Source organism: Corynebacterium tuberculostearicum (genome assembly GCF_013408445.1).
Classification (GTDB): Bacteria; Actinomycetota; Actinomycetes; order Mycobacteriales; family Mycobacteriaceae; genus Corynebacterium; species Corynebacterium tuberculostearicum.
This window is the reverse complement of the sequence record NZ_JACBZL010000001.1, coordinates 14,601-40,020: the sequence shown is the minus strand read 5'-3', so window position 1 is coordinate 40,020 and position 25,420 is coordinate 14,601. Positions and strand designations below refer to the sequence as shown.

Here is a 25,420-nt window from a genome sequence, read left to right as displayed (position 1 = left end):
ATCGATGTAACGAGACATTCCCGCAGGACAAACCGGAACGATCTCATAAGACATGCGGAACGATGTCATGGAACCAGACACACTCTGGGGCACAAATTCTTTCACAAAAATTCCCCGTTGACCAGCATCAACAGGGATTTAGTTTAAGCTCTCGGCTCTAATCTCGAGAGCTTCTCGGTTATCCTTCACCGTTTTCTCGAGCAATGGGAAGCGTCAGAGGGCGGATTCTAGTGGATAATGAATGCTTACCCCCGCACACGTGGGTATGGCCCATGGGGCACTTTCGACGGACTACACACCATCGTGTACCCCTGCACACCGTGGGGATTTTAGCCCGACCGCCCGAGCTGTTTGCAGCTTTACTCAAACATGGTTCCCTGCTGTTTCTTCGGCGGGGCTTTCATCTCCGCCGCCGTCGGAACCCCCAACTCCGCGGGGGTGATTTTTTCGCCTGTAATCACACGGTCAAGCAGTTCCGCACCGCGCGGCTCCGCCGCCACCATAAACTCCAGCTGCCACAGAAGCTCCAGCAGTTCCCCGTCGTGCTGCCATGTTGCCGCCTGCATCTGGTCGAGCGGCGACGACGATTTCCCCGCAGGGTTTTTCATGCGGTAGCCCAGCCAGGAGCGCAGCACGTTCATGCCGGAAACCTCAAAGTGGGCAACCTCGGGGGAAACATGGTCGAAGCGACCCCCGCCGACGGTGAGCTGGTGGGTGTCTTCGTCATACGACCACGACTCGGGGTAATCATCGGCCGGTGTGGCCACACCCAGGCTGGCTTTGCCACGGAACCGCTGGCCGACCGGCTGGCCGAACTGGTTGAGTTTCGCGCCGCGCTCGCCCCAGCTTTGCTCAAAAATGATGGTACGGCCGAACTCGGCCACCTGGTCAAACAGGGTCTTGTCGGCGGTGAAAATGACGTGTGCCGGGGCTTCGGAAAGTTCCTCCTCAAAACGTGCGGTGTAGGCAGAGGTGCCCAGCAGGCCCACCACGTAGGCGGCCACGTCGAAAGCATCCACCGGCTGCCCGTAAGCGTTCTCCAGCGCCTGGAGCAGGCTGGCGGAAATGTTCGGCTGGGAGGTGCTGTCGGTGCGGTAGAGGGGACGAATGTCTTTCGCACCGAAAGAGCCACGGAAAAAATGAAGGTCGGGAACATATGGACTCACGGTGACGGCAGGGCCGTTGCCTAGAGCTGTGGTGGATAGCGAGGTTAAAAATATCTGGTTGTTGCTAACTATTTGCCACGATGCTCCAGGGCGATCTACCAACCGATGGTCGGCAATGGCCATCTGTCTGTCGAAAGATCTGTATCCGTAGCGTTGTGTCGCAGCTTTGTCCAAATCCGCATCCGTGCTGATTGCTGCGCTCCGATCCGCGGACGCTGGAATTAGGTTCGAGGAGCTGGAGGAATCGTACTTCCGGCCGGAGGGCGACTCGTCGAACAAGGTCTTTCCCTCGGCAGAGTCAGCGACTGATTGTAAGGTTTGCAGCCTAGATTTCAGTGCTGCTTCTGTGGGTGCAATAACCCACGTTCGACCAGCTTTAGACCCTGAGTAGTACCACGGGAAAACGTTGTCGAGGGGTACGCCGTCCGATAGGGCCGCTGCGCTGGAGGGAACGAATTTGTCTCCCCAGTCTTCGTTGGGCAGTTGTAGCCACTTATCGTCGTTTTCTGGGGTGTCGACGAATTGGAGTGCGGACAGTTTTTCTGTCCGGGTTGGACCTGACCCCTGTTTGGTGGACACCTGATATCCAGCCCAGTCGGGCTGGAAGAAAGGTAATCTACCACCATGTCCAGGTACTCCGAACAGTTCAAACGCGATGCCGTGGCCCTCTACGAAAACAATGAGGACCTCTCACTGAACTCAGCATCAGCAGAGCTCGGTATCAACCGTGCCTCGCTGCATTCTTGGATCAAGAAGTACGGCACCGGCAAACGTGCCCGCACAAAAAGCATGCGCGACAAGGTCCAAGCAGCGAATGATTCCGAACGGATCCGCCAGTTAGAAAAAGAGAACGCAAAGCTGCGCGAAGAACGTGACATCCTGCGCAAGGCCGCGAAATATTTTGCCGAAGAGACTCACTGGTGATCCGCTTCCAGTTTGTCTATGACCACCGAACCGAATTCTCGGTTAAGCGGATGTGCCAGGTGTTAAAGCTCAATCGCTCCTCGTTCTACAAATGGGTGCAAACCCGCGAAGAACGCAGGTTAAAGACGTGTTCGGATGCTCTTATTGGTGCAAGAATCAAGACCATCTTCGATGATGAATACGGGCTTTATGGTGCTAAACGCATCGCTGCAAGCCTTAAAGCCGATACGAGCTTTGGCCCGATAAATCACAAGAAAGTCGCACGAATCATGAAATCCATGGGACTTAAAGGCTTTACCAAACGCCGCCGATGCGTCACTACCAGGCGTAAGCCTGGTCACCGCGTCATGCCAGATCTAGTAGGCCGCAGATTCACAGCTGACAGGCCAAACCACGTCTATGTAGGCGACATTACGTACCTGCCGTGTAAGGGCGGCAAGAACATGTACCTGGCCACGGTCATCGACGTCTACTCGCGCAAACTTGTCGGACATGCACTCGCCGATCACATGCGGGTATCACTGGTTATCGAAGCTTTGTCCCATGCCAGGAAAGTCCGCGGAAGCCTTAAAGGGGCAATTTTCCATTCTGATCACGGCAGCGTGTACACCTCACAAGCCTTTAGGAACTATTGCTCGTCGTTGGGTGTGCGCCAGTCTATGGGAGCGGTAGGAACGAGTGCTGATAACGCCCTAGCAGAATCGTTTAACGCCACGCTCAAGCGGGAAATCTTGCGTGACAGGAAAGTCTTTGACAATCCGATCTCCTGCCGCCAAGAAGTCTTCCGGTGGTGCATGCGCTACAACACACGCCGACGGCACTCCTGGTGCAATCTTTCAGCTCCTGACGTCTTTGAAGCCGAGAATTCAGCTACACTGACTAGAGCAGCATAGCTAACCCCCGACGTGTCCACTTTCCGGGGGTCAGGCCCGTTCCCGAAATGCGCTGGTAGTAGACGGCGGCTTTCTGTTTGATGCGGTCGGCGTGGCGTTTGGGTGTGCCGGTTGAGGTATTGGGGTGTTGTATGCCCAGGAAGATGGCTACGGGGGTTCCGATGCTAAAAACGTTTTCCTCAGTGCGGGCACCGCGGCCCTCGCCGCCCAGGTCGATGATCCAGACTTCGTCGAAGACGCGGCGCATGTATTCGCGCACGCCCGCGAAGCCGGGGCCGCGCAGGTAGGACGAGGCGGTAATGTAGCTGACTACGCCGGTTTCGTTTTTGTGCTGTTCGCAGGCTTTCCAGATGGCCCAGCGCATGAAAAAGATGTAGGAGTTGTAGAGGTTTTTGGCTTGGCCGCCAAGTCCGTGGGCTTTGAGCGGTTCGATGAAATCGTCGAGGAGGGGGCGGTTGCCGCGCGCCTCTTCCAAAACAACATTCTGATATGTACCAGACGCAGAACCCAGCGCTTCCGCACGTGAGAGACGGTGGTACGGCGGATTTCCTAAAATTATCCTTATATCAGTGTGGTCGTCTTTAACGAGTCCCGCACGACGGTTTTCCTCGTTGATGTCCTCCATGACCTCCCACAGTGAGATTTGCTGGTGGTCGGCGGACACTTCCCCCGGATCGGTAAGCGAGTTGGTGAGAAACACTTGCACGCCGTCTTTGCCGAGTTGGATGCCGGTGGATTCCAGCAGTTGGGTGAGGCGCATGTGGGCCACCGAGTATGGCCCCATCAGAATTTCGAACGCGTGGAGGCGTTTGGCAAGGCTTCGGGCCTCGTCTTGCGGCGCGGCGGAATTGTCGATGACGTGACGGGCAACCGCCAATGGATATGTGGCTGTTCCGCAGGCATTGTCCAGCAGTTTCGTGTTGTCATCCCCCAGCCCGTCGGGGCGGCCGAAGCGGGTTTTCAGCACCGTGTCCAGCAGTCGTACTTGGGCTTCGACGATTTCGACAGGGGTGTAGTACACGCCCGCCTCGGCGCGCATTTTCGGGTCGTAGGCCGCGAGGAAGTCTTCGTAGAAGTACAGCCACGGGTCGGCGTTGGCGGTGAATTTGTCCACGTCCACAGATCCGATGGTTGCCTCCAGCAGGGAGACTGGCCCGTCGACCAGGGAGCGGTTTTGGTCTTGTCCCATCAACTCCAGCACGGAGCCGATTAGTCGGTGACCGTTGCGGCGCAATGCTGGGGTGATGGCGTTGGCGGTGAACTGGCTGGAGGGCAGGTCGGATTCGACGCGCGCCAAAAGGAGGGCGTAGGTGAATGTTTGGGCAAAACTGTCGGCGAACTGGGCGGGTGTTGCGCGCGGCATGAGGTCTTTTTGCCAGTGCTCATAGAGGCTGTCGAGCGCGTCTGGGGTTTTGTCGGTGACGATTTCTTTAACCGAGTCGCGCAGCAGGCGTGCCAGTGGGGCGAGCTGTTCGGCCAAGCCGCGTGGGTTGGAGGGGGTGGTGGGTTTCCAGGAAAGAAACTGGTCGAGCAGGTTGGACAGTTGCTCCACCTGCCCCTCCGGCAGGGTGCCGTCGGTGTTGGGACTGAGCAGGACGTGGGCTACCGGCCGGTCCATGCCGTGGCGGAGCAGGGTCCATTCCCAGCCGTTGGTGTAGACGAGGTTGGCGTGGTTTTCTAGTCGTTTCCACTGGGCTTTGTCGTGTTTTGACCAGCCTGCCTGGCGGTGGGGGTTGGCGGATTTTCCGGGGGCTTTCAGCTCGATGTGGCCGACCAGGCGGCCGAAGCCGTCTTTTATGGCCATGTCGAGGCGCACGCCCTGGACGTTGTCGCCGGTTAACTGGCGGTGTTCTGTGAACACGTTGACCTGTGCGGGACGCTGGTCGCCGATGGTGGTCAGGAATGTGGAGACGGGGACTTTCAGCTGGTCTTCGGGGCTCGTGCGGCGGTCGCTTTCAAGTTCGCGGTCGATGGTGGCGAGCTGGGTGGCGAGGGTGGTGCTGGCGGCGGTAAACGCTGCGGAAGTCATTGGAGCCTCCTGGGATAGTGGGTTGTTGCCCTCTAGCTTACGAAGCGTGTGTGCAGCAACAACCCGACAGCCCCACCAAATGGCGGTGGCGGGATGGGCTAGGAGTTTGCCCAGTTGGTGATGGTGTTCTCGACTTCGTTGAGGGGGCAGCCGTACTGGGTGTCGAAGTCGCCCTCGTCGAGGGATTCGCGTGACGTTGCGGTGATTATTGGTACCAACAGCCACTTTAGCGTCCCGGCCGCCAGGGCCATAGCCCAGGTGGGCGTCCATTTCCGCGTTCAAGCCCCTAGTAATCGAGGCTTGGAACATACCACGAACCAAGTCATTGAAGCGTCTACTTCCCTAGCGTCGTAGGATCGTTCTCTCGCCTAACAAGACGCACGGAAACAGCCTACGTACACGCGCGGACCAATCATGCACCGACGAGGACGCTACGTGCACCCCACACCTAAAGCACAGGGTGTTTGTGGACCATCTCAAACACTAGCAACTGTCCTCGACGCCCCTTGTTCCTACCGGCGTAACCGCCGGGCATAAGTGTGCACTGCCAGCGACAATAATGCTCATAACGCTACAAATAGCAACCGGCATAGCAATACCTATAGCAATAGGTATTGCGTGGTGCGTCAGGCCTTACTGGTTGAGGTACTTATACAGTGTGGTGCGCCCTATCCCGAGTCGGCGGGCAACCTCTGCCTTCGGAATCCCCTCGTTCACCCCGGTACGCGCCTGCATTATTTGTTCCTCGCTGAGGACGTTCGCACGCCCCTTATAGACACCGTGGGCTTTCGCCTTGGCAATCCCTTCTGCCTGGCGCTCGCGAAAAATCGCGCGTTCAAACTCCGCCACTGACCCGAGTAGGCCGAGCATCAGTTTGGTAATCGGAATGGAATCCTGCGAATACACCTGCCCCTCTTTGAGGAACTTGACGGATACTCCGCGTTCGGTGAGTTCATCGACTAGGCGGTGGAGGTCGATAAGGGAGCGGGCAAGCATGTCCATGCTGACTACAATGAGTTGATCGCCGGCGTGCAGATAATTAAGCGCCCCATCTAAGCCGGGGCGCTGGGTGGACGAACCACTAACCGTGTCAGTGAAGATGCGGAAGACTTTTTCCTTCTTTAATGCTGCGGTTTGCCGGTCAAGATTCTAGTCTTTGGAACTAACACGCGCGTAACCAATTTTTTGACCCTTAATCACCTCTGACTGTTCGGGAATGTCTAGAGGTAGTGACGGTTCCGTTTCATTACTCATGAACCCATCCTAGCGAACAGTAGGTTAAACGCGATGGATGCAATTCCCGAACTGTTCACTTAGGGTGTACCTCAAATCGACAGGTAGGGGTGGCAGGTCCTGCCAATGACCGCTTGCCTTCGGGTGGCGGTTTCTGCAACGCCGAATGACCATCTTCGAAGGAAATGCAATTGGGAAAATGGTGGTTTCCCTAAGGGGAAACACTATTCCAGAGAGTCCAGATTGGCCATTCCTGCAGCTGGGACCGTTGCTCATCCTCCAACTCCTCGTAGAGATCTTCGACTTCAGGCCTGTCCCCCAAAAGGATGGAACAGCCTAGCTCTACTAACAGGTCAGGCTCATTCCGCTGGATTTGGCGCCGAAGCTGCCGGATGGACTTAAGGTCATCCACCGACAAGTCCTTTTCTCTGGCCGTAATCTGCCACTGATTCACCAGGTGGTGCGGCTTATTCCCGTCATTGCCGATGAGCCAGTCATTGAGTGACTGCGCCATGAGCAACAGCTCCGTGCGTCGCTTCGGTTGGAGGTCTGCAGCTTTGATGAGACGGAGAACGCACCAGTTGGCCATCGAGAAGGTGTTCTTGTGCTCTTTGATTCGTTCGTATTGCTTCACGATGGTATCGGGCCGCAGGTTCAAGGTCAGGGGCAGTCGTGAGGGGTCGATGAGCTCGTAGGGCGTGACAGCGAGAAACCGCCCGCCTTCCGCCTCGGGCTCACGTAAAGCAAACACGCCGGCATCTAGATCCGTGAGTCCGTGATATTTCCAATGATTGGGTGTCTTCCCAGTTTGCGCAATCAGTTCAATAAACCAGGGGCCCACGGGTTGAAGCACTCGACCAGCCTCGGTGAACTGCTGGGTAAGCTCTTCCCCTTCGACCATGTTGGCGTAGAGCATTTCAAGCTGCCACCACTGTTTATCGGTGACGTCCTCGAGAGATATCAGTCGAGGGTCGACCCGCAAGGTGGTGAACAACTGTTCAATCTTGCGGAAGAATCCCAGTTCGGCGTCTAGCTCCCCTCTACCCTGGGGCCAGGCTAAAGGGAAAGGGACAACCTTACCCTCGATCCTCAGTTCTTGACTGTCCAGCCAGTGGGTGAGGAAGCCGAGGTCAAACAGACGCTGGGCAAGGTTATCGTTGGCAGTATAGGTAAGCGAATAGCGGAACTTATCCCCCTCACGTTCCAGCGTGATCGCAATCCCGTCCGTAAGTTTGTTCTCCACAGTGTGGGGGCCGGTGCGACGCCGTTGATATTCGCTGATCTTGAAATCGCCACTCTCGATGTCCATCGCACATTGTTGTGGCAGATAGGTGTGGGGGATGAGCTCGATGTCGGCGTCTATCGGTAAGCGGCTGCCGTCCTCGGCCTCTATCTCAACGAGGAAATCCAGTTCGCCCCGCTTGAGGCTCGCCGGTGCTGAAAGATCAAGCTCGTCGGTGGTATAGAGCGTTACCCCTCGCACGTTCTCCTGGGGGATAGTCTCAAATCCCAGTTGTGGATCCTCGCGGCCTTTCTTGATGGCGAGGTCCACGATTCGCTCAATATTCTCGGGAGTGGAGGGCAATCTCTTAAAAGGAAGAGACTTCTTCTTTTGGGAAGGATTCATCTCCGCAAGGATGTTGGCGATCGTGAAGGGACTGAGAATCGAATAGTAAGCCTGTTTCCTCTTATTGCTTCTTCGAATAGCGACGACAAAGAAGAGGACGCCGGTCATCTTGCCGTAGCCCTCAAGATCGGAACGATCTACCGGATAGGTCTGAAGTCTCGAAGGATCCTTGAGAGTTTTTCCTTTGACCTGTACATCAACTCGACCCAGAAAGTTCTCTTTCGAATGATTATCCGACGCATTTGAGTAGAGGGAAATATGACCATCAGTTAGAGGGGTACGGTCGTTGGCGTCGATGAGCGGTTCCAGATGGTCACAGGATTCGAGTAGTTGGTTTATTTCGTTGACAGCTACCTTCTCAATATTCATTCTACGTCCTTTTCTGGATAAGATTTCGAGTTAGTTTTCAGGGTGGTGTTGCAAACTTGGGGTGTGAGCCAAGAAGGCTCCATTTTTATCGTGCGGCCAGCGTTATGCGTCTGGGTGCTGTTGCAAAGTTGGGCCAGGGTCGAAAAGCCCAACCTCAAGACATCAGTTGTCCCTGCTCCGGGGTGCTTAAGCTATCTCGAATATCCGGCTGACGATCACCGCGTCTGGGTTCGGTTGCCCGTAGGCAAACATCGTGCCTTGCCCTTTCCGCAAGGAGTGCATCGCCTCCATCCCTTTCAACGTCCGATATGCAGATGTCCGGTTCTTAAACGCGCCTTTCGGCCCGAGGATCCGCTTCAGCCGACCATGATCGCCTTCAAGGATGTTGTTGAGGCATTTCACCTGCCGGTGTGAAGTGCCCCGGGTTTTGTTCCTAGGCTTGTGCCTTGATTTCCATTATTCCTCGACTGGGGTGGTGTTCCCAAAAATCGTTTTCTACTTCGGCCGGCGTGCGGTAGTTCAAGCTCTGGTGAAGCCGTGATTCGTTCCACCAGTTAACCCACTCGAACGTGGCGATTTCCACGTCGACGACATCGGCCCACGTTCGCCTATGAATCAGCTCATTCTTGTAGGAGCCGTTGACGTTCTCAGCCAAAGCATTGTCATAGAAGTCACCCACCGTCCCAGTGGAGGCTGCGATACCGTGCTCGGCCAGGCGCTCGTTGTAGACGATGCTCACATATTGTAAGCCGTGGTCTGAATGGTGAATCAAGCCCGTTGTTTCCTTGGCGCACATGATCGCCTGGTTCAACGCCTGCAGCGGCAAGGCTTCGGTGCGCATCGAATCCGACAGCGCCTACCCGACATTCCTCCGGGAGAATACATCGGTCACGAACGCGGTGTACACAAAGCCTTTCTTGGTGCGCACATAAGCAATGCCTGCCACCCACAGCCGATGAGGGCTAGGAGCCCTAAAATCACGATGTACCAAGTCTGGGCAAAGAACCGAGCCCTTGGGTTTTATGCGTTGTGATTGGTGCCCCACCTTTGTTCTTGCCGGACAGTCCAGCGCTGCGCATCAGACAGGCTGTTTACTCGCGTCCACTGTCACTGCCCTGGGCGGTGAAGCACGCGCCATATCTTCCGCACGCCGTAGACGCTGTAGTTTTCGGAATGCACATCACGAATATGCTCCACGAAAACAGCGTCGCGAAGACTACGGGAGCTTAAGCCCCGGGCCTTGGATTGGCGGTACCCACGCGAAGTAAGGAAGCCGCCTTCGCGATGCGTGTTTAACGTCTGGCAGATGAACTCGACTGAGAAACGATTCCGATGCTCATCGATGAATCGGATCATTTCCGACGTTTCGGGTCGAGTTCGGATGCGAAAAAGCTGAGGCGGCTTTCAACAACTCATTGGTGTCCCGCAACTCTTGATTCTCGCGCCGCAACCGTGCGTTTTCTGCAGCAAGGTCCTCGGGCATTGATTCCACAACACGTCCTTCGCGACGAGCGGCCTGCGTCCATTGCCTCGCCGTGTGCCACGACACACCCAGCTTTGGTGCCACGATCTTGCAGGCTGCCTGCATGGAAATGTTCTCCGCCAGGATGCGGTCTTCCACGAGGCGGACCACACGGTCCTTCGCATCCTGATCAAATTTTCTCGGCATGTTCCAAATTTTCCCATCTACTCAAACGGAACAAAACCTGGGGCACTTCAGGCGACCGGGTAAACGAGGATGGCACATCGCGCCTGTCGGAGGTTCGCGTGGGTTTCGATCTATCGTTCCCGGATACCCCCGAGGGCGACCAGGCACGCAAGCTCGTGGACAACCTGATTCGCATTTCCCATGAGAAGGACTGCACGGTATTACGCACGGTTGAGAATCCCACTCAAGTGGCGTTTAGGAACGACTCGAAATAGTTTCCCGAAATAGAAGCGCGACATGCGGTTTCGCTCCGGGGATGACCCCAGACCCGCTGCTATGGTGCAGTTGTTAACTACTGTGACAAATGTGATTACTGCAGGAGCTCAACATGTCACCATCTTTCTCCCGTCGCGGCCTATTTAAGGCCGGCGCTCTCGTCCTGACCGCAGGCGCTATCGGCGCTGCCGTCCCGAGCGCGGCGGCGCTCGGACCGGTGCGCGGCACCATCATTGATTTCTCCGCCGGCGTACCTTCCCCGCAGGCGATTAAGAATGCCGGCCATATGGGTGCGATTCGCTACGTCTCCGACAAGCGCCCCGGCGCGACCTGGATGACCGGCAAGCCGGTAACCCTCAAGGAGACTAAGGCCAATGCAGCAGCAGGCCTGCCCACTGCGTCGGTATACCAATTCGGCCGTGCGGAAACTGCCGATTGGAAGCAGGGCGCAGCAGGTGCGGCAGTACACGCACCGAAGGCGATTGCGCTACACAAGAAGGCAGGCGGTCCTACCAAACGCCCGATCTACATCGCGATCGACGATAACCCCACCCGCGAGCAGTACACCCGCCAAATTCGCCCATACCTGCAGGCATTCTCCAAGACGCTAGAGCTGGCCGGCTACCAGACGGGCATCTACGGCAACTACAACACCATCGAGTGGGCGATACAGGATGGCATCGGCAAATACTTCTGGATGCATGACTGGGGTTCCAACGGCAAGATTCACCCGCGCACCACTATTCACCAGCTGCCGCACGGCAAGCAGCAGACCATTGGAGGCGTCATCGTTGACGTCAATGAGGTCTATGCCGAGGACTGGGGACAGTGGACGCCTGGCAAGTCCGCGGCACCTGCACCGGCAAAGAAGCCGACCACCAAGAAACCACAGCCAAAGCCGCAGCCGCAGACCAAGGCCCCAAGCAATGGCTCGTCCGACCTAGTCAATCAGCTGAGCTCACAGCTACAGAGCAAGCACCCGGAGCTACCGAAACTTCCGCAGGTCACCGCCAATGGCGTGAACTTTAATGGCAAGACGTTGAGCAACGATCAGATTCGTCAGCTAGCGAAGATCGTCGCAGAAACGGTCTCTAAGGCGCGGTAGTACTACTTCTTGGAAGGCTCGGAGGTTTTCTCTGAGCTTTTCTTTTTATCTGTGGACTTCTTATCGGAGCTGCCTTTGTCCTTCTTTTTGGACGTAGTGGATTCACTGGTGGGCTCCTTCGACGAAGTCTTATCCTTCTTGCCCTTGCCGGACTTCTCGTCCTTGTCCTTCTTGTTGGAGGACGTGGTGGGGGTCTCTGAAGTGGAGGTCTCGATCGGTGGAACGTCCTCGCCGTCTTTGTACTTAAGGAAGCGCTCGGTGGCCTTGCCCAGATTCTTCCCCGTCACCTCGTCCTTGACGTAGTCGGTGAGGTCATCGGATGAGCCGGTGATAGAGGCTGCGGCGACGAAGTTCTCACCAAAGGAAACCGAAGAGTTAATGGACTTATCATTGGACCAGCCCCACTTGCTGCCTACTACGTTAGAGAGCTTGGCTGTGCCGTAGTTCTGAAGGTAGCCATCCTCAGAGATGGGATCGGCATGCGCCATAGCTACCAGCACTGGATGGGTTTCATCGCGGTCAATGAGCTGCGAGATGAAGCTGGCTACGTCATACGTGGAGGTTTGCGAGTAGCCCCACTGCTCACCGGCCTTGGTGGATTCGAGGTGGAATTCATCGGCAATCGCGTCGATGGAATCCGGGTACTTGTCAAAGAGGTCTTCGGCGGACTTATCAGAGGAGCTAGCGATCATATCCAGCGCCTCATATTTGTCCTCGTACTCGCCCTTTTCGATTACGTAGGTGGCGATATAGAGCTTGATGAGGCTTAGCGCCGGGCGGGCCTCGTGCTCCGAGGCAGAGCCCATGTGCATGCCATCATGCAGGCGGATATAGGTAATTGAATGACCCTCATCGCCCTCCAGGAACTCATTGGTTTCCGGTGGGACATCGCGGTTGGTGTCTGTTGCTTCCGAGGGGGCGTCGGCAAGCGCGTCGCTTTCACGCTCGCTATTGCTGCACGCGGTGGTGGTCAAGGCGAGCATGCATACGGCTAAAGCGGCACCAGCCTTAACTGATGCCGCCTTGCGGGTCACAGACGTTCTAAGCACGTCCAACCACATTACCGGGTCTGTGCACTTTTCAAGCAATTAATGCTGCACGGGTGCCTCCACGCCCACGCCAGTAAGGGAGCGAACTTCCATCTCTGCGGAAAGCTCCTCAAAGTTATCCGGCTTGGTCATGATGGACACCAACCAGCCAACGAAGAAGGACAGCGGAATGGAGACCAAGCCCGGCGAGGAAAGCGGGAAGATGGCCCAGTCCGCGCCCGGGAACATGGAGCTCTCAGAACCGGAGACTGCCGGGGAGAAGAAGATGAGCACCAGGCAGGACACCACGCCGGTGTACATGGAGGCCACCGCGCCCGCGGTATTGAAGCGACGCCAGTACAGGGAGTACAGGATGGTCGGCAGGTTGGCGGAGGCCGCAACCGCAAACGCCAGGGAGACCAAGAAGGCCACGTTCTGGGTCATGGCCAGGATGCCCAAGATGATGGAGACGATGCCAAGGATCACCACGGTGGCCTGGGAGACGCGGACCTGCTCAGCCTCGGTGGACTCGCCGCTGCGGATAACCGCGTGGTAGATATCGTGCGCAATGGACGCAGAGGCGGTAATGGCCAGGCCGGCAACCACAGCGAGCACGGTAGCGAAGGCCACGGCGGAAATAATCGCCATGAAGATAGAGCCGCCAATCTCCAATGCGAGTAGCGGTGCCGCAGCATTGGCTCCGCCCGGCGCGGCCAAGATACGGTCCGGACCCACCAGCGCAGCTGCACCGTAGCCCAGGACCAGGGTCATGAGGTAGAAGGCACCGATGATAACGATGGCCCAGGTAACGGAGCGGCGCGCCTCGGTGGCGGTGGGCACGGTATAAAAGCGCATCAGCACGTGCGGCAGGCCACCCACGCCGAGCACCAGGGAAATGCCCAAGGAGATAAAGTCCAGCTTGGTGGCGGTGGTGGCGCCGTACTTCAGGCCTGGGGCCATGATGTCTTTAGCCTCGTAGCCCTTCTCCTTAATCTGCTCGGAGGCGGCGTGCATGTCGATGGCGTTATTAAACAGGGTGCTGAAGCCGCCGCGCAGGGCGATGAAGACCAAGAAACACATGATGACCACGCCGGCTACCAGGAGCACGGCCTTGATCATCTGCACGTAGGTGGTGCCCTTCATGCCGCCGACTAGGACGTAGACAATCATGAGCACGCCCACGATGCCGACGACGAGGGCCTGCCACTTGAAGTCGTGAATATCTAGCAGCACGGCCACCAGCGAGCCGGCGCCGGCCATCTGCGCGATGAGGTAGAAAAGCGTGACGAAGAGGGTGGCGATAGACGCCGCCACGCGCACGGGCTTCTGCTTCAGGCGGAAGGACAGGACGTCCGCCATGGTAAAGCGGCCGACGTTACGCATGGGCTCGGCAACGAGCATGAGTGCTACCAGCCAGGCAACGAAGAAGCCCACCGAGTACAAGAAGCCGTCGTAGCCGTTGAGCGCCACAGCGCCGACGATGCCCAGGAACGATGCAGCGGAGAGGTAGTCACCGGAGATGGCCAGACCGTTCTGGCGTCCGGAGAAGCTGCCGCCGCCGGTATAAAAGTCCGAGGCCTTCTTCGTGGTCTTTCCGGCGCGCAGCACCACTGCCATGGTGATGATGAGGAAGAGACCGAAGATGGAAATATTCAGGATGGGGTTGCCGGCGGAAGTCTCGGCGGCAAGGGTGGTGGTAGTCATTAGTTGCCCTCCAATTCTTCACGGATGGCGGCCGACTTCGGCTCGATATTCTTATTGGCGTACTTCACGTAAATCCACGTGATGATGAAGGTGGTAAGGAACTGAGCAAGGCCGAAGACGAGGCCGATGTTCCAACCGCCGCCGAGCTCGGTTGCCATGAAATCAGGAGCAAACACGGCGGCAAGAACGTAGACCACGTACCACACAAAGAAGGCCACGGTCATAGGGAAGGTAAAACTCCGGTAGGTGCGGCGCAGCTCGCCGAATTGGGCGGAGTCGCGCATCGCAATGAACTCGCTACCGGTGGGTTCGCGGCGCGAGACAGGAGCTGCAGCTACGTCACTCATAGAGCATCGTCTCCTTGGGTGAGAGGAACTTAGGTCACACGAGATAGTGTGTCACTGCTCACTATCCACGTTGATCTGTAAGTTACAGAACATTTTCTGCAAGGTTGTAAACTCTGCCAAGAAAACCTTCCACTCTCCCACCCTTTTAACCCCATAGGCTTCACTGAACTGGAATAACATCTTTAGCAAACTACCCCCGAAGGAAGAATCTTTTACCCCTTGTAAAGATTGTTAACAGCCGCTTGGCAAAAGAAAAAGCCCCCGTGAGGGGGCTTAATCTGCGATTGACGTTACTCTTCGTTGCCTGGGAATTCGCGCGGGTCATTGAACATGCGGCCAAAGCCCTCCTGGCCCTCAAGCGCGTCGATGGCGGATACCTCCTCCGCCGTGAGCTCTAGCTCGGTGGCGGCCAAGTTTTCCTTCAGTCGCTCGGTGCGCGCGGACTTCGGAATGACGGATATACCCTTGGACATGAGGTAAGCCAGTACGACCTGGCCTTCGGTGGCCTCATGGTCAGCAGCAGCCTGCTCAATCACAGGGTTATTGAGCACAACGCCGCGCGCCAGCGGGGCCCATGCCTCGGTGACGATGTCATTATCGTGGTGGAAGGCGCGCAGGCTGGACTGGGTAAAGCCCGGGTGGATTTCCACCTGGTTGAGCACCGGAGAAATGCCGGTGGTGGAAATTAGGTCCTTGAGCACGTCCTCGTAGAAATTAGCCACGCCGATGGACGCAATCTAACCCATGCCCTGCAGGCGGGCGATAGCCTCAAAGGTCTCGTTGTATAGGCCACCCTGCGGCCACGGCCAGTGGATAAGATACAGGTCGAGGTAGTCCAGCTGCAGATCCTTTAGCGACTGCTGGAATGCCTCTTCTACCTTGTGCGCACCCTGGTGGGAGTGCCACACCTTGGAGGTAATAAAGAGCTCATCGCGGGTGACGTCGCCGGCATCCATTGCCTGCTTCAGGGCGGTGCCTACCGCCTCTTCATTCTTGTAGAGCGTGGCGGTATCGAAGTGGCGGTAGCCCAAATCGATGGCCTCGCGGATGACGCGGATGCATTCCTCGTCATATAGCTTGTACGTACCCAAGCCCAGCTGGGGCATTTCGCGGTCATCATTGAAAGTTACGGTTGGCACAGTCATGCCCTCCATTGTGCCGCAGTTTTTCTGACCGCGCCGAAAACGACGAAACCCCAGGGCAAACCCTGGGGTTGAACGCTTTTAGTCGGCGCGGATGAGGTCAATGATGAAGACCAAGGTGCGGCCGGACAGCGGGTGCGCTCCGCCGGCGGGGCCGTAGGCCTTTTCCGGCGGGATGATGAGCTTGCGGCGACCGCCCACCTTCATTCCCGGAATGCCCTCTTGCCAGCCGGCGATGAGACCGGTCAGCGGGAACTCGATGGACTGGCCACGGTCCCACGAGGAATCGAATTCTTGGTTGGTCTCGTATTCAGCGCCGACGTAGTGGACCTCCACTACGGCACCAGGCTGCGCCTCAGCACCGTCGCCGACGACGATGTCTTCTACGACAAGGTCGGTCGGCGCTGGGCCAGACTGGGCTTCAATAACAGGCTTATCCATGGGGATTATTCTCCTTGGGAAATCTAGTTTGTTCGTGCGGTCGCATTAAAAACCGAACCGAGCTGCACCTATTATAGGTGCTACCACCCGATTCGGCTTAATTCGACAGACCCGCGGGGCGCTTTAGCGCTCGTTGCGCGGGGTAACCTTACGCAGGGACTCGCCGGTGTAAATCTGGCGCGGACGGTTGATCTTGGTGTTGATCTCCAGCTGCTCGCGGTACTGAGCAATCCAGCCCGGCAGGCGGCCGATGGCGAAGAGGACGGTAAAGAAGTCCGTCGGGAAGCCCATAGCGCGGTAGATCAGGCCAGTGTAGAAGTCCACGTTCGGGTAGAGCTTGCGGGAGACGAAGTAATCGTCATTGAGCGCAATTTCTTCCAGCTTCATGGCCAGATCCAGCATTGGGTCGCCGCCCAAGTGATCGATGATCTCGTGAGCAGTCTCCTTGACGATTGCCGCGCGTGGGTCGTAGTTCTTGTACACGCGGTGGCCAAAGCCCATGAGGCGAACGCCCTTTTCCTTATTCTTCACGCGGTTCATGAAGTCGGTAGCGTCACCATCGTGGTTGTTCTGGATATCTTCCAGCATCTCCAGAACGGCCTGGTTTGCGCCGCCGTGCAGCGGACCGGACAGGGCGTTAATGCCGCCGGCGATGGAGACAAACATATTAGCCTGAGCGGAACCAATCATGCGCACGGTGGAAGTGGAGCAGTTCTGCTCGTGGTCAGCGTGCAGGATTAGCAGCTTATCCAGGGCCTTAGCTACAACAGGGTCAACCTCGTACTCCTCGGTGGGGTAGCCGAACATCATGCGCAGGAAGTTCTCGCGGGCGTTCAGGCTATTATCCGGGTACATATAAGGCTTACCCTGGGAAGCGCGGTAAGCATAGGCCGCCAGCATTGGAACCTTAGCCAGCAGGCGGACGGTGGCCTTATCCAGCTGCTCCGGATCCAGCGGGTCAAGCTGATCCTGGTAGTACGCGGAAAGAATGTTAAGGGAGGAAGCCAGCACGGCCATTGGGTGCGCGTTGCGCGGGAAGATATTGAACGCGGCCTTGAAGTCCTCATCCAACAGGGTGTGGTGGCGGATTTCGCGGTTAAAGTGGCTGAGCTCTTCCTCGTTAGGCAGATGACCCTTGATCAGCAGGTAGGAAACCTCGTTAAAGGAAGCGTTTTCCGCCAGGTCCGCGATATCGTAACCGCGGTGGCGCAGGATGCCCTCTTCACCGTTAATGAAGGTGATCTTGGACTCGGTGGAACCGGTAGAGGTATAACCAGGGTCGAAGGTAACGAGCCCGGTCTCGTTACGGAGCTTGGAAATGTCAAAGCCGGAGTCGCCCTCGGTGGACTGCTTGATGTCCATCTCGTACTCGCCGCCTGGGTACTGGAGCACTACCTTGTTGTCTTCAGAAGCCACGGAAGTTCCTTTCTCTATGTGAAGAGTCACTATTAAGCACTAACTTAAGGAAGCTAGCTTGATACCTCTTCACACTTTAGCAAACTTTGTGACGCCGCCAACAGGATTTGGCCGGCTAAAATAACTGCCGTTCGACCGGAACTGTTCTACACTGACTTACATGAGCACACCCGAACTTACGCTGCCTGCCGACCTCCTGCCTGCCGACGGCCGCTTTGGCTGCGGCCCCTCCAAGGTTCGCCCCGACCAGCTTGCGGCCATTGACCCCGCGGTCATGGGCACCTCCCACCGCCAGCCGGCGGTAAAGAACCTCGTAGGTTCGGTGCGAGAAGGCTTGAGCGATCTTTTCTCCCTGCCAGAGGGCTACGAGATTGTCCTTTCTCTAGGCGGCGCCACCGCCTTCTGGGATGCGGCCACCTTTGGGCTCATTGAACGCCACTCCGCCCACCTCACCTTTGGCGAGTTTTCCACCAAATTTGCCAAGGCCGCCGCGGGTGCACCCTGGCTCGATGCCCCATCCATCGTGGAGTCCCCAGTGGGCACCGCACCCGACCCGCACGATCTTTCTGCGGAGGCGGACGTTGTCGCTTGGGCGCACAATGAAACCTCCACCGGCGCGATGGCGGAAGTCACCCGCCCGCACCCCCGCAACGATCAGCAGCTGGTGGTCGTGGACGCCACCTCGGGTGCAGGCGGCCTGCCCGTGCACATCTCCGATACGGACGTCTACTACTTCTCGCCGCAAAAGTGCTTTGCTTCCGACGGCGGCCTGTGGCTCGCCGCCATGTCCCCCGCCGCACTGGAGCGGATTGAGAAAATCAACGCCTCCGAGCGCTATATCCCCACCTTCCTCAACCTGCAGACGGCAGTAGATAACTCCCGCAAGAACCAGACCTATAACACCCCGGCAATCGCCACCCTGCTCATGTTGGATAACCAGCTCCAGTGGATGAATGCCAACGGCGGCCTGGACGGCATGGTTGAGCGCACTACGGAATCCTCCACCACGCTGTATAGCTGGGCCGAATCCCGCCCGGAGACCACTCCCTTCGTCGCGGAGCCTGCGTCCCGCTCGCTCGTGGTGGGCACCATCGACTTCGCAGAGTCCGTCGACGCCGCAGCGCTCGCCGCCACCCTGCGCGCCAACGGCATCCTGGACGTGGAGCCGTACCGCAAGCTGGGCCGTAATCAACTGCGCATCGGCATGTTCCCGGCTATTGATCCGGCCGATATCGCCCAGCTGACCCAGTGCATCGACTACGTCTTGGATGCGAAATAACGCATCTCACCCAACATGCCCCGCCGCCTCGCAGGCCGCGGGGCATTTTCACGTTATAGTTGAATGCATCACAGATATGTCCGCCGTCGATAGGCAAAAGGAGCGCCCTATTATGCGCGAGCTGTTCCCAGTTGACAGCGAGTCGACCGAAACCTCTTTGGTGCTGCGCACCGAAGACGGCGAAGAGTTTTTCCTCTCCATCACCGATGAGCTGCGCGAGGCCCTGCAGGGCGAGCAGGAGGAAACCCCGGAAGAGGAACCGGCGGCTCCGGCCATCAGCCTGGCCAAGCCCGCCAAGCCGGAACCGGTGGAAGAGACAAAGATCCGCCCGGCGGAGATCCAAAACCGCATTCGCGCCGGCGCCTCCGCGGCGGAGCTGGCGGAAGAAATGGGCGTGACCGAATCTCGCATCGAGCCTTTCGCCTACCCGGTCATGCTGGAGCGCAATCGCATCGCGGAGATTGCCAAGCAGGCACACCCCGTCCGCGAGGACGGACCGGCCAAGCTCACCTTGTGGGAGGTTCTGGCCACCGCCTTTGCCGCCCGCGGCCACTCGCTCTCCGAGTCCACCTGGGATGCCTACCGCCACCAGGGCGAGGCCTGGATCGTGCGCGTGACGTGGAAGGCCGGCCTGTCCGAGAACGAGGCCGAGTGGTACTTCAAGCAGTCCATGTCCTCGCCTGCCACGGTGGAGGCTCGCAACTCGGTGGCCGCGGACCTGACGGACCCGGATTTCGTGCAGCCGGTGCGCTCGCTGACCTCGCTGGGCAGCGGCCGCTATGACGAAGCTATCGACGGCGACCAGCCCAGCAACGTCACGGACCTCACCGCGCCGACCACCCCTCCGGAAGAGCCGGAGGAAGAGGAGTTCCTGCAGAACCCCTCGCCAGAAGAAAAGCCCACCAAGCGCCGCCGCAAGGCCGTCACCCCGCATTGGGAGGACGTGCTGCTCGGCGTTCGCTCCAATACCAAGCGCCCTAGGGACTAATCGTGGACATCTCTCACGCAGTACTTACTCTCTGGTACATCTCTCAGCCCAATGCGGAAGAGGTGTTGAAGACCGAGCCCAAGGCGGATCGCGGCTTTGGCCGGAAATTCCTCGCCCAGCTGGATCCGACCTTTCCGGTCACGCCGATTGGGCAATTCCCGCTTAACCGTTCCGCGCAGACGGATCCGAACGAGTACTACATCGGCGGCTACCCCGGCATCACCGTGGTGCAAACGGTCTGCGAGGGGGATTCTGTTCTCCTTTCCCAGCTGCCGGACACGCTGCTCAACGCGGTGCCCGCCCAGCGCGTCATTGCGCTGGCGAGCAATGAGAAGGAAGGCTACGCCGGCTTCGCCCTGTGGGAGGGCGGCGATCTCAAGCGCTGCCTGTGCGCTACCCGCGAGCACCTCTACGAGGACACCGGCCTGCCCGAACCCTTTGAGGCGCCCTACTGGGCGGGCGAAAAATACGAGCCGCTGGGCGGAATCTCCCTGCCTTTCGAGCCGCAGGGCATCATGGAAGCGGCGCAGGAATACTGGCTCGACATCGAGGTCGGGCACGATGGCCCAGACCTAGACGTCGTGGGCTACGCCGTCGATGGCCGCCCAGAGCCAAAGATCGACCCGCCGAAGCCGAAGCGGACCGTGGGAGAACTAGCCGCGCAGTCGGCCAATAAGCTGGGCCTGAACGACTACGACGATTACGAAGACCATAGCGCCGAGCCGGAATCCACCGGCGAGGAAATCATCTCCACCGCCAAGCACTTGGGATCGCTCATTGGCAATTGGAGCGCTCAGACGTTTAAGTCGCTCAAGGAGCGCTGGCGCTCATAAAAGGAAATGGCGGCGGCGGTCGCCACATTAAGAGAATCGGTGCCAGGGGCCATCGGTATGCGTGCGCGTATATCGGTGGCCTTCATTGCGTGTTCGGTAAGGCCGGGGCCCTCCGCTCCGACGAGCATCGCCACCTTATCCAGGCCGTGCATGGCCTCGGCCAAGTGCACCGCTTCGGGGTTGGGGGTTAAGGAAATGAGGGTAAAGGAGGCGTCGGCAAGCGCCTGCAAGGAACGCTGCCAGGTAGTAAACCCGCCTTCTAAATGGGCAAAGGGCAAGCGCAGCACGTGCCCCATGGACACGCGTACCGAACGCCGGTAGAGCGGATCCGCCGCACCGGAGCCCAGCAGCACCGCGTCCACGCCCATGCCGGCGGCGTGCCGGAAGATGGCGCCGATATTTTCATGATCGCCCACGCCCTCGAGCACGGCGATGGTCTGGGCAGATTCCACGATCTCGCTTACCTCCGGCTCAGGAGCGCGGTCCGCGGCGGCGACCAGCCCGCGGTGCATATCGAAGCCGGCCACCTCCGCCAGGGTCTCGCGAGAGACCTCGTAGATGGGGCACTCGGGTTCGCCGTACTCGGAAAAATAGGCCTCTACCTTCTTGGGAAAGCCCACGAGGCAGCGCATGGGGAACCGGGATTCGGCCAGCCGGGAGACCACCAGCGGGCCCTCTGCAATGACGAGACCCTCGCCGGACTTATCGGATTTGTTGAGGTTCCGAATATCGTCCAGGCGAGGGTCTGCGGGGTCAGTAATCAGCATGCCCTTAGGCTAGCCGATGGCATTGGAAATCGGATCCATGCCAAAGAAAATCACGAAGAGGCCAGCCAAGAGCCACATGATCCAGTGCACGTCCTTGGCCTTGCCGGCGAAGGTGGACATGAGCGCGAAGGAGATGAAGCCCACGCCGATGCCGTTGGCAATGGAATAGGTAAACGGCATGGTCACGATGGTGAGGAAGGCGGGGATGGCGATCTCCATCTTGGTCCAGCGGATCTCGGTCAGCTGCGCGGCCATCATCACGCCCACGATGACGAGTACCGGAGAGGCGGCCTCGATGGGCACGATCTCATAGAGCGGGGTCAGGAACATCGCGGCGAGGAACAGCACACCGGTCATGAGGTTGGCTAGGCCCGTGCGGGCGCCATCGGCAATACCGGCGGAGGAATCCGCAAAGACGGTATTCGAAGAAGCAGAGCCCAGGCCGCCGGCCACTGCACCAAAGCCCTCAACGACGAGGGCCTTCTTCATATCGGGGAGGTTGCCGTCGGCGTCGACAAGCTTGCCTTGCTTGCCCAGGCCGGTCATGGTGCCCATCGCGTCGAAGAAGTTGGTGAGCAACAGGGTAAAAATCAGCAGGATGGTGGAGACCACGCCGATCTTCGTAAACGCGCCCACCAGGTTCACATCGCCCACGATGGACAGATCCGGAATGCCGCCGAGCGCCTCCGGCTTCACGGGCGCGGCCATGCCCCAGTCCTCGGAGCCGGTAAACGCCTGGATAATAAACGCGATGACGGTGGTGAGCACGATGGCGATGAAGAGCCCGCCCGGCACGTTCCGGATGACCATGAAGGAACAGATAATGAGGCCGATGACAAAGACCAGCGCCGGCCAGGTAGAAATCGAACCATTGATGCCCAGGCCCACCGGCACGGTGGTGTGCGCGGCGTCCGGCACGCGGGTGACAAAGCCACCATCCACGAGGCCAATCATGGCGATGAACATGCCGATGCCCACGCCCATTGCCGCCTTCATGGACTGCGGGATGGCGTCAAAGACGGCGGTGCGGAAGCCGGAGATGGCCAGCAGGACGATGATAATGCCCTCGATGACCACCAGGCCCATGGATTCTTGCCAGGTCAGCCCGCTGGTGGCGACCATGCTCACGCCCACGAAGGTATTCATGCCTAAGCCGGCGGCCATGGCGAAGGGATACTTGGCAATGGCGCCGAAGAGGATGGACATGACGCCGGCGACCAGCGCGGTGGCGGCGGCGACCTGTGGCACGCCCAGCGCGTAGCCTTCCGCGTCCTCGGTAGTACCGAGGATGAGCGGGTTCAAGAGGATGATATAGGCCATGGCGAAGAACGAGACCGTTCCCGCGCGTAGCTCGGTTCCAATGGAGGAACCACGTTCAGAGATATGGAAGTAGCGATCGAGAGTGACTTTCAACGCCTGCGCCTTTCACGTACAGCGAGTCTTACGCCATAAGTGTGCTGCCTTAATCCTCGATTTCAAAATCCTGGAAGATGGGCTTTTCATCATCGAAGGCCACTTCCGGGTTCTTTTCTTCCCGCACGCGCGTCTGCGAATGCGCGCCGCAGCCATAGCGCGAGTGCACCACCCGGCCGTCCGCCGAGTACTCATTGGCGCAGACGCCGTAGTTGTCCATCAGCTGCACATAAAACGCGCAGGTGCGGCATTGCAGGCGCGCCTTGGCCGCCATATCCGTATTTGGGCCGAACTCGGTGCGCCAGCGCTTCTTGGCGTCTTCTAGGCCGGACGTGGATAGGTTATTGCCATCTAGGCGGGAATCATCCACGGCCGGGGGCATCAGGTCTCCGGGTCCAAGGTCACCGGGGCGCACGCGGTCCTCATAGGGCACCCATTCCGGCGGCTGCAGGGCCTCCCCGCCCGGCACCAGCGCCACCTCATTGACGGTGACGTAGCGCGATCCCTCCGCGCAGGCGAGCACCGCCTGCCATTCCCAGCCGGGGTAGCCAGGCATTTCTGCTTCAAATCGGTGGGTAGCAACGTTTCGGCCCATCCCGGCGACGCCGATATGCTTGCCGACGCCCCCTTCCCCCACCTCATCCAACGCCTCGCGCGCGATGCGCACGGCGCGGGAATCGATCAACGGATTTGCTTTTCGCTTACTCACGCCCCTCATTATTCATTATGGAGCGCACGCGATGGTACATATGGTGCATGTCGTTTCTTTCCCGCGCCGCCTGCATTCTCCTCCCCTGCACGCTCGTCGCCTGTTCCTCTACACCAGCAGAACCCGAAGTAGAGCACCTCTCTGTCGAGGTTCTCGGCACCGCTTCCCTGCCGCCCAATTCCTTTACGCAGGGCCTCGAAACGGATCCAGACGGCAACTTGCTTCTAGGCACCGGCCAATGGGGAGAATCCCGCCTGGAGCGCTTCTCCCCCGAAACCGGCGAAACCTTGGCCGAAACGCGCCTGGATAACCACTATTTTGGCGAGGGCATTACCCAAGCCGGCGATTCCATCTGGCAGCTGACCTGGAAGTCCGGCCAAGCCCTGAAATACGATCACGACCTGCGCCAGGTAGATACCGCCGCCTACTCGGGCGAGGGCTGGGGCTTGTGCAATACCGGCGAGGATCTCCTCCTGTCCGATGGCTCCGCGACCCTGCGGCATATGGACCCCGAGACCTTCGCGGAGCGCTCTACTACCGACGTCACCCTAGAGGGAAAGCCCCTCGAAGACATCAATGAACTCGAGTGCGTAGACGATGCCGTCTACGCCAATGTCTGGATGGATGACAACATCTACCGCATCGATCCGTCCACCGGCCGCGTAACCGCCATAATCTCCACCGACGCGATTGATAAATCCCGCTATACCGACCCCGATGATGTCCTCAACGGCATCGCACACATCACAGGCGATGAGTTCTGGCTTACCGGCAAGCGGTGGGAAGAACTCTTCCACGTTCGAGTAACTCTTCCACGTTCGAGTAAGGTAAAGGCCCATGGCAACCCGTAAGGAAGCAAGGAAAAAGTCGCTGCTGCAGATCTTGGCCCTCATCGTGGTCGTGGCGGTCATCGTCGCCGCCGTAGTGATCTTCCAAAACTGGTGGAACCAGCGCCCGGGTCCCGATCCCCGCGACATCAAGGTCACCGCCTCCGTGGGCGATAAGTCCATCGACGTCGCCCCGTACATTGCATGCGAGCCCGGCACCGAATGCCCGGAAGGCGAGGTCCCGAACCTCACCGTGGGGGATGATGACACCCTCAGACTGGAGATCCCCGAAGAAATCTCCGACCACGAGTGGAAGATTCTTTCCATCTACGATGACCCCGCCGCCAACGATGAAACCGCACACGGCGCGAACGAGACCACCGAGGTATCGATCCCAGGCTCGGTAGAACCCATCAAGGCCTCCACCGGCAAGCGTCCCCGCCTCAAGGTGGTGGAAATTTCCTCCATGATGATCGGCACCGATGACAACGGTGACGAAACCCCCTTGGCCACCGTGTGGTCACTTACCACGATGACCGATAAAGAACGAGAAGCCTCCGCGGAGGAATCCACGAAGGCTTCTGATTAGCTATCCAAATCCTTCGCGATTGCGCGGAGGATTTCTGCTACCTGGCGCCCAGTCTTGCGCTCCGGGTAGCGGCCGGAATTAAGCACCGGCTGAATCTGGGACTCCAGCAAGGTCATCACGTCAGAGACCATGCTGCCGAGCTCTTCCGGCTTGCGGGCCGGCGTGCGGCGACGCGGCTTATCCAATACCTTGACCCGCAGCGCCTGCGGACCGCGGCGCCCGGCCGCGAAATCGAAGTCGATGCGCTGGCCGGGGAACAGTTCCTCTACTCCCTTGGGCAGCACGTTGCGGCCAACATAGACGTCTTCATCGCCCGGGTTGCTGACGAAACCGAAACCTTTCTCGGCGTCATACCACTTCACTTTGCCAATAGGCATAGGTACCCACCTCTTCTCTAGGGGAAAATCTTTATTTTAGCCGCCTGGTCAAAACAACAGAAGTCGCGCACTCTACCGCGACACACCCGCGTTACGTGATACAGATCACAGATTATTGCTCACCTGCAAAAATGTTCCCTCACCCACCACATTTGTCCCTTTTCTTTCCCGTTTAGTGCCCATAACGTGACACTTTCGTTATAAACCGCTACGCTGTCCCCTAGACACTTAAGAGCCGTTAAGAAAGTTGCCCTCGCCCGCCCTTTCTTTTTGGTACATATTCTTTGCAC

General features: G+C 58.4%; 22 protein-coding genes and 4 pseudogenes. 7 read left to right on the top strand and 19 right to left on the bottom strand.

All coding sequences use genetic code 11. The features are described from left to right. Positions 1-359: 359 nt before the first annotated feature. Positions 360-1,745: a type ISP restriction/modification enzyme gene (locus BJ985_RS00185; protein WP_179386208.1), complete on the bottom strand. Its 1,386-nt coding sequence runs from the start codon at positions 1,743-1,745 to the stop codon at positions 360-362. Positions 1,746-1,790: 45 nt separating this feature from the next. On the opposite strand from BJ985_RS00185, the gene BJ985_RS00180 reads away from it, so the two are divergent. Then, positions 1,791-2,983 (top strand): IS3 family transposase gene (locus BJ985_RS00180; protein WP_100067808.1). Its coding sequence is split into 2 segments (ribosomal slippage): positions 1,791-2,070 and positions 2,070-2,983, totalling 1,194 coding nucleotides; the frame shifts between segments, so codons are not numbered across the junction. Here BJ985_RS00180 and BJ985_RS00175 read toward each other — a convergent pair. The 8 genes and pseudogenes from BJ985_RS00175 to BJ985_RS00150 form a co-directional block, all read right to left on the bottom strand. Next, complete coding sequence (locus BJ985_RS00175) at positions 2,970-5,012, bottom strand: N-6 DNA methylase (protein WP_179386207.1); 2,043 nt, start codon at positions 5,010-5,012, stop codon at positions 2,970-2,972. The two genes, BJ985_RS00180 and BJ985_RS00175, sit on opposite strands and share 14 nt — an antisense overlap. Before the next feature lie 633 nt (positions 5,013-5,645). Continuing rightward, positions 5,646-5,813 (bottom strand): helix-turn-helix domain-containing protein, encoded by a 168-nt coding sequence (locus BJ985_RS11895; RefSeq protein WP_444546587.1) that lies wholly within the window; start codon positions 5,811-5,813, stop codon positions 5,646-5,648. Next, positions 5,799-6,146 (bottom strand): annotated as a pseudogene (locus BJ985_RS11890) (recombinase family protein); the annotation flags it as partial. The pseudogene BJ985_RS11890 and the gene BJ985_RS11895, both read right to left, overlap by 15 nt. A 310-nt stretch (positions 6,147-6,456) precedes the next feature. After that, positions 6,457-8,241 carry a hypothetical protein gene (locus BJ985_RS00165; protein WP_179386206.1) on the bottom strand — a complete coding sequence of 595 codons (1,785 nt, stop codon included), beginning with the start codon at positions 8,239-8,241 and terminating at the stop codon, positions 6,457-6,459. Between the two features lie 186 nt (positions 8,242-8,427). After that, positions 8,428-8,652, bottom strand: a pseudogene (locus BJ985_RS00160) (DDE-type integrase/transposase/recombinase); the annotation flags it as partial. A 22-nt stretch (positions 8,653-8,674) separates the two neighbouring features. Beyond that, positions 8,675-9,082 carry an integrase core domain-containing protein gene (locus BJ985_RS00155; protein ID WP_179386205.1) on the bottom strand — a complete coding sequence of 136 codons (408 nt, stop codon included), beginning with the start codon at positions 9,080-9,082 and terminating at the stop codon, positions 8,675-8,677. A 266-nt stretch (positions 9,083-9,348) separates the two neighbouring features. After that, positions 9,349-9,597: an IS3 family transposase gene (locus tag BJ985_RS11840; protein WP_373366761.1), complete on the bottom strand. Its 249-nt coding sequence runs from the start codon at positions 9,595-9,597 to the stop codon at positions 9,349-9,351. Continuing rightward, positions 9,578-9,956: pseudogene (locus BJ985_RS00150) on the bottom strand (transposase). Before BJ985_RS00150 ends, BJ985_RS11840 begins: the two are co-directional and overlap by 20 nt. A gap of 321 nt (positions 9,957-10,277) precedes the next feature. On the opposite strand from BJ985_RS00150, the gene BJ985_RS00145 reads away from it, so the two are divergent. Beyond that, complete coding sequence (locus BJ985_RS00145; protein ID WP_179386203.1) at positions 10,278-11,270, top strand: DUF1906 domain-containing protein; 993 nt, start codon at positions 10,278-10,280, stop codon at positions 11,268-11,270. 2 nt (positions 11,271-11,272) lie between these two features. Here BJ985_RS00145 and BJ985_RS00140 read toward each other — a convergent pair whose 3' ends face one another. From BJ985_RS00140 to BJ985_RS00115, 6 genes and pseudogenes are all read right to left on the bottom strand, one after another. Further along, entirely contained in the window at positions 11,273-12,331 is a 1,059-nt protein-coding gene (locus BJ985_RS00140) for a hypothetical protein (RefSeq protein ID WP_179386202.1), read from the bottom strand. Positions 12,332-12,358: 27 nt separating this feature from the next. After that, positions 12,359-14,002 (bottom strand): monocarboxylic acid transporter, encoded by a 1,644-nt coding sequence (locus BJ985_RS00135; protein WP_179386201.1) that lies wholly within the window; start codon positions 14,000-14,002, stop codon positions 12,359-12,361. Then, positions 14,002-14,349: a DUF485 domain-containing protein gene (locus tag BJ985_RS00130; protein ID WP_179386200.1), complete on the bottom strand. Its 348-nt coding sequence runs from the start codon at positions 14,347-14,349 to the stop codon at positions 14,002-14,004. The genes BJ985_RS00135 and BJ985_RS00130 overlap by 1 nt, the downstream gene beginning before the upstream one ends. Before the next feature lie 290 nt (positions 14,350-14,639). Then, positions 14,640-15,503: pseudogene (locus BJ985_RS00125) on the bottom strand (aldo/keto reductase). Positions 15,504-15,572: 69 nt separating this feature from the next. Next, positions 15,573-15,932: an FKBP-type peptidyl-prolyl cis-trans isomerase gene (locus BJ985_RS00120; protein ID WP_005323855.1), complete on the bottom strand. Its 360-nt coding sequence runs from the start codon at positions 15,930-15,932 to the stop codon at positions 15,573-15,575. Between the two features lie 123 nt (positions 15,933-16,055). Further along, positions 16,056-17,348: a citrate synthase gene (locus BJ985_RS00115; protein ID WP_179386199.1), complete on the bottom strand. Its 1,293-nt coding sequence runs from the start codon at positions 17,346-17,348 to the stop codon at positions 16,056-16,058. 160 nt (positions 17,349-17,508) lie between these two features. Here BJ985_RS00115 and serC point away from each other — a divergent pair, with 160 nt between their 5' ends. The 3 genes from serC to BJ985_RS00100 all read left to right on the top strand — a co-directional run bounded on the left by serC (position 17,509) and on the right by BJ985_RS00100 (position 20,448). Further along, entirely contained in the window at positions 17,509-18,627 is a 1,119-nt protein-coding gene (gene serC / locus BJ985_RS00110; protein ID WP_179386198.1) for a phosphoserine transaminase, read from the top strand. 112 nt (positions 18,628-18,739) lie between these two features. Further along, on the top strand, positions 18,740-19,615 hold the full coding sequence (gene sepH, locus BJ985_RS00105; protein WP_179386197.1) for a septation protein SepH: 876 nt from the start codon (positions 18,740-18,742) through the stop codon (positions 19,613-19,615). A gap of 2 nt (positions 19,616-19,617) precedes the next feature. Continuing rightward, positions 19,618-20,448, top strand: coding sequence for a DUF6928 family protein (locus BJ985_RS00100; RefSeq protein ID WP_179386196.1), 831 nt, complete (start codon positions 19,618-19,620; stop codon positions 20,446-20,448). Here BJ985_RS00100 and BJ985_RS00095 read toward each other — a convergent pair. The 3 genes from BJ985_RS00095 to BJ985_RS00085 are packed head-to-tail and all read right to left on the bottom strand — an operon-like array spanning position 20,409 to position 23,346. Then, positions 20,409-21,215, bottom strand: coding sequence for a TrmH family RNA methyltransferase (locus tag BJ985_RS00095; protein WP_179386195.1), 807 nt, complete (start codon positions 21,213-21,215; stop codon positions 20,409-20,411). The genes BJ985_RS00100 and BJ985_RS00095 overlap by 40 nt on opposite strands. Positions 21,216-21,224: 9 nt before the next feature. Further along, the gene (locus BJ985_RS00090; protein ID WP_179386194.1) at positions 21,225-22,628 is read right to left on the bottom strand and encodes an NCS2 family permease; all 1,404 of its coding nucleotides are present in this window, start codon (positions 22,626-22,628) and stop codon (positions 21,225-21,227) included. Between the two features lie 49 nt (positions 22,629-22,677). Then, positions 22,678-23,346 carry a DUF3027 domain-containing protein gene (locus BJ985_RS00085; protein WP_179386193.1) on the bottom strand — a complete coding sequence of 223 codons (669 nt, stop codon included), beginning with the start codon at positions 23,344-23,346 and terminating at the stop codon, positions 22,678-22,680. 38 nt (positions 23,347-23,384) lie between these two features. Between BJ985_RS00085 and BJ985_RS00080 the strand changes: the two genes are divergently transcribed. Together BJ985_RS00080 and BJ985_RS00075 are read left to right on the top strand one after the other, a co-directional pair. Then, positions 23,385-24,188, top strand: coding sequence for a glutaminyl-peptide cyclotransferase (locus BJ985_RS00080; RefSeq protein ID WP_179386192.1), 804 nt, complete (start codon positions 23,385-23,387; stop codon positions 24,186-24,188). After that, positions 24,175-24,753 (top strand): DUF2771 domain-containing protein, encoded by a 579-nt coding sequence (locus BJ985_RS00075; protein WP_179386191.1) that lies wholly within the window; start codon positions 24,175-24,177, stop codon positions 24,751-24,753. The genes BJ985_RS00080 and BJ985_RS00075 overlap by 14 nt, the downstream gene beginning before the upstream one ends. Here the strand turns inward: BJ985_RS00075 and BJ985_RS00070 are convergent. Further along, positions 24,750-25,130 (bottom strand): cold-shock protein, encoded by a 381-nt coding sequence (locus BJ985_RS00070; protein WP_005323875.1) that lies wholly within the window; start codon positions 25,128-25,130, stop codon positions 24,750-24,752. The two genes, BJ985_RS00075 and BJ985_RS00070, sit on opposite strands and share 4 nt — an antisense overlap. Positions 25,131-25,420 lie beyond the last annotated feature (290 nt).